The sequence below is a fragment of the Staphylococcus intermedius NCTC 11048 genome (assembly GCF_002902385.1).
In the GTDB taxonomy this organism is placed as follows: domain Bacteria; phylum Bacillota; class Bacilli; order Staphylococcales; family Staphylococcaceae; genus Staphylococcus; species Staphylococcus intermedius.
Window position 1 is genome coordinate 1 of the sequence record NZ_PPQH01000055.1, and the last position, 4438, is coordinate 4438.

General features: G+C 31.6%; 7 protein-coding genes. All 7 read right to left on the bottom strand.

From position 1 onward, the window contains the following. Positions 1 to 376 precede the first annotated feature (376 nt). A complete protein-coding gene (locus CD138_RS11450) occupies positions 377 to 1336 on the bottom strand; it encodes a hypothetical protein (protein ID WP_019168967.1) in 960 nt (319 codons plus the stop codon). 3 nt (positions 1337 to 1339) lie between these two features. Then, positions 1340 to 1786 carry a RusA family crossover junction endodeoxyribonuclease gene (locus CD138_RS11455; protein ID WP_308446769.1) on the bottom strand — a complete coding sequence of 149 codons (447 nt, stop codon included), beginning with the start codon at positions 1784 to 1786 and terminating at the stop codon, positions 1340 to 1342. After that, the gene (locus CD138_RS11460; protein ID WP_019168965.1) at positions 1779 to 2369 is read right to left on the bottom strand and encodes a hypothetical protein; all 591 of its coding nucleotides are present in this window, start codon (positions 2367 to 2369) and stop codon (positions 1779 to 1781) included. The genes CD138_RS11455 and CD138_RS11460 overlap by 8 nt, the downstream gene beginning before the upstream one ends. Before the next feature lie 409 nt (positions 2370 to 2778). After that, the gene (locus CD138_RS11465) at positions 2779 to 3024 is read right to left on the bottom strand and encodes a hypothetical protein (RefSeq protein ID WP_019168964.1); all 246 of its coding nucleotides are present in this window, start codon (positions 3022 to 3024) and stop codon (positions 2779 to 2781) included. A gap of 237 nt (positions 3025 to 3261) precedes the next feature. Further along, complete coding sequence (locus CD138_RS14280; RefSeq protein ID WP_167414209.1) at positions 3262 to 3429, bottom strand: hypothetical protein; 168 nt, start codon at positions 3427 to 3429, stop codon at positions 3262 to 3264. Beyond that, positions 3416 to 3664, bottom strand: a complete 249-nt coding sequence (locus CD138_RS11470) for a hypothetical protein (protein ID WP_115341658.1) — start codon at positions 3662 to 3664, stop codon at positions 3416 to 3418. Before CD138_RS11470 ends, CD138_RS14280 begins: the two co-directional genes overlap by 14 nt. 239 nt (positions 3665 to 3903) lie before the next feature. Continuing rightward, entirely contained in the window at positions 3904 to 4125 is a 222-nt protein-coding gene (locus CD138_RS11475) for a hypothetical protein (protein ID WP_096560241.1), read from the bottom strand. Between the last annotated feature and the right edge of the window lie 313 nt (positions 4126 to 4438).

Here is a 4438-nt window from a genome sequence, read left to right on the forward strand (position 1 = left end):
CACAAAAGGTAGTCCCAAAAAAGAGACTGAAGAGCAAGTGCTATGGGCTATTAGCCCATAGCACTTGCTCTTCAGTCTCTTTTTTGGGACTACCTTTTGTGTCATTTCTTTTTGGTTTCATTTTTGGGACTTCTTTTTGTTTTTCGTTCCTCATTTTTATTTATTATTCTTTGTCATTTTTGTTTGATTTTGTTTTTCTTTTACTTCTTTTAATATGCATTTTATTCTTGATTTTTGTTTTACTTTTGCTTATATTTGTTATATGTTGGGTTTATTTACTCTCTTATGTGTTGTTACGTCGCGTTAGTCTCTTTTTTGGGACTTATTTTTTCTCAAAAAGAAAAGCGCCTTATCATTTGATATGACGCTGTTTGTTTTAATTTCTGCTATCATGGCCGTGGTAGTTATAAGGTACTCCGCCTAGTTGATGGAATCTTTCATACATATATTGAGATAGTTGTTCATACGCTGCCAATAGTCGATTGAACGCATTCCTTGTGCCTATATATTCTCTGTCTTCCAACAACGCTCTCCTTACATAAGCAAGTTCTTTCGAAAAGCTAGTACACAGATCGTATGAATGCGAGTTTTTATTACCACTTTGAAAATACTCTAATCCAGCGGATTTTATGGGCTGTAATAGATTTAGAAGCGGTTCGGGATCTGGCCGCTTCCCTCTCTCATTTTCAATATCTGGCATTGCATCGGTTAATAAGTCCGCTTCTTCTCTATAACCCACTTCTAATAGCTCATCAATTGCACCATCTACAGCATTAAATACATCATCATTCTCTTCGCAAGACTTTCTATAAACAACAAAGCTACTTACGTACACACTGCGGACGTTTTCCAACGTTTTAATTAGCTTGTTATCTGCCTCTACATCTTGATGCTGAGGTGTGTATTCTAACAATGCGTCTACTTCCTCGACGTTTATATCATTTGCGTTTAATAGACTTCTAGCTTCTTCTACGTTACTTTTTAATAATCTTCCGTTTAAACGGCTCTTAGCTGCTCTTAGTCTTTCAATAGCCTTATTATAGTCCGTATAGGGATCGTTTTGTTTAAGCTCTTCTAAACGGTCTATATGCTCATCTATTTTAATCCTGGCACCTTTAGCAATTATAAACATCTCATGATTTTCTTCACTTTCAGAACCGCTTTTTATCGACTGTACTATACGCCCCAATGTGTGCGATAGATTACTATATTCTCGTCGGTAATCATTCATATACTCATATCTTTTTTCTAAAGCACTCAAATATACTTCCATATGCTCTTCCGCTTCTTGCATCATCTTTTCTATCGTTAAAAATTTATCTAGGTTAGTAGCCATTATTCATTCTATCCCCCTTAAAACTATTTCTGTCCTTGGATGGTCCATTTCCTGAAACTTAGCCATCGATACCATTGTGATTCTGCTGTCTTTCACCTTTAGACCTTTAAATATGCTATCCATAGCCGCTTTAAGTAAATTGTCTATATCAGGCGCTGTAGTACGCATTATATTTTTAATTTCCTTCTGAGATTTAGGAGCTTGAACATAAAATGCTACTTCTGCTTTCACTCCTAAAGGTGTGTTCATGACTGCAAAAAACTCGTCATTTATCGCATTATCAGCTTTTAACTGTTTTTGTACAGCGTCCATATAGTCGACGTACTTTTGCGGGTAATAAGTGATCGTCTTCCCCCCCTCCACAAACCTATGATTAGGTCTAGGAGTCCCCATTGGTGGTAAATCTATCGTATAACGCCACACCTTCTCCATATACTCACCTCTATTCATTATTGCGTTTACTTTGCCAGAATTCTTTTATCCTATCGACTTTATTAGCCTCGAATTCTGCTTCTTTCCGCTTTCTTTCTTCGCTATCAGGATGTAACTTATTAATCTCTTCGCGCGCCTTTTGTGCTTGCTGCGCATGCTTTTTGAGTATTTCTTTTGTACTTTGGTGGTTTTCTGATTTTCCCTCATTGTTATCAGTGGATTTTTTACTACCTTTTGGTTTTGAATAATCCATATTCATTTCTTCCATGTGTTTTTTAACGACTTCTGCTTGTTTTTCGATGTTGATTTCTTTCTTGGTTTTCGGCTTTTCATATTTTTCAGGATGTTCTACATAATCGTTAAACAGCTCTATAACAATATTTAAGTGCTTTAACGTGAATGTCTGTGCTAAAGCATCAAACGCATCTGTTTCCGCTTCTAATTCGTTCAAACTTTTTTTATATCTAAATATTGAACTTTTTCCAGCACTTAATTTCTCACTTAGTAACTTCCAATGTGCATCATTTACAAACCAATTTAAAATATTCTCGCTTTTTTGTTTAGATATTGTAAGTTGTTTTTGCGTCTTCGTATTAGCCATAACAATTACCACCTTTTTAATAATTATATTTATTTTATAGATTCAATAGAGTCCCCTATATAAGTCTAAATAGTCATCCGATTAATATACTTTTTATTATTACCAACTTTGCTCAACAAATATCATTTGAATGACTTATTTAGGATTTTAAGGGTTAATGATACATATTAAATTATATTGTATATCAGTAGTAACTTTGCTAGTATAAACATAGAAAATCTAACCAATAATTGAGGTCTTAAATTAAACAGTCTCTTTTATGATACTGTTTATCCTATAACTAATTTTATATTTTTCAGTCCCAATTTTCAAACTATAACATATTAGTATTTCTAACTGTTTTATTTTTATTACATATAATTTTATTGGATATAAAATATGGCAAGTGCTTTAGCACCTGCCATATTTTTCATTGTACAAATACAAATGTATTACCACCACTTAATATTTCTCCAGTAACCTCATCTTGATGTACACTTTCATAATGCTTCGCAAACTCTTTGATTTCTTCTTTATTTATCTCTTTATCTTTTACTTTCACCAATACAGCATTTTCTCCATGCTTTGTGACACTCACATGATTTCTGTTGTATCCTAAAACTTCTTTTAAATCTTTTCTTATCTTCTTTGCAATATCTCCAGCTAACATTATCATTTTAAATCCCTCCTGTTATATTTAGATGCTTTTGTAAAAATAGAGCTAAATTTTTTTGATTCGTTCTTATTAAGTTAAATTCATTATATCGTTATTTAAATAATGATATAATGAATTTATATAATTTCTTATTACTTTTGTAAATTAGCTGTGATTTACTCTCTCAAACGTTAAGGGTTATCTATACCTTATATAACTACTTTCGATGCAACTCAGAGCATTTCTCAGCAATTTCATTTACAAGTTTTTATTAATCATATTTTCGATATATATAACCGCTTCTATTTCATCCACTCCATCATATAAGTGATATTCTAGAATATCACTTATATGAATATCATTACTATTAAGTTCTAACAGATCGCCCTTATCATAATCTATATTTTGATTATTAACTTCTAACATTGAAATTACCTCCTACTAAATGTCTGAATGCTTTCGTTTTTATTTTATAAACTGGATAAACATTATTATTAATGCTTGGTGTTGATATTGGCTCATTTTCTATCAATCCATATCTAATCAATTCATTTTCATTGATTAGTCCATTATCTCTATCAAATACAATTACCTTTTCTAATATTGAGTTGTTTATGTCCTTGGTTAAATAAACAACTTCGTTACCTGCAACACCTATCATCTGTAAATCTCCTGTAGCGCTATAACATAAATGTATTATATATATGTTGTCCCTAATATTTATTAGCATGTTAACACCTCCCTTAAAACAATGCGTCTACACTGCGGACGTTTTATAGTTATTAGCTTTTATTATATTTAATTACTTTTGTAGTTTTATAATTGCACTTCTACATCATTGTTTCTTAAATCAGAATCCCTTTTAACTATAGCTTTTATACGTCTACACTGTAGACGTTTTTAGATGTTGAATATTAAGATATCATACACTTGTACGCTTTCAGCATCCTTAATATCTTTATATACATAGAAGTCCATATATCCTAATTCTTTTATTAATTTTTCCGCTTCATGTAATTCTTCTTTGTAGATACCTGTAATTTTAGCGTTCTCTTTTCTTTCTTTTTTGCATTCATCTATACACTTACGTATTTCTTCAATATTTATATTGGTATTACTCATTGCTATCATCCTTTCACATGTTATTACGTCTACACTGTAGACGTATTGCATTCAATTGCTACCTGGTTAATCTTAAGTTGATTTGTACTCATTTCAACCTTTATCAGCTATCCCCCTTTTTGTTATATTTCATTACCTTTGTAAACTTAATATTATTAAAAATAACCTTATCCTTTGGCTTGATTTCACTATAATTTATTAACTATTAAGGTCAATTATTTTGCGTCTGCACTGTAGACGTATTAACTTATTTTTTCTATGTGCGTCTACTGTATAGACGCTTTAGACGCATAAAAGAGGATAATAAAATACT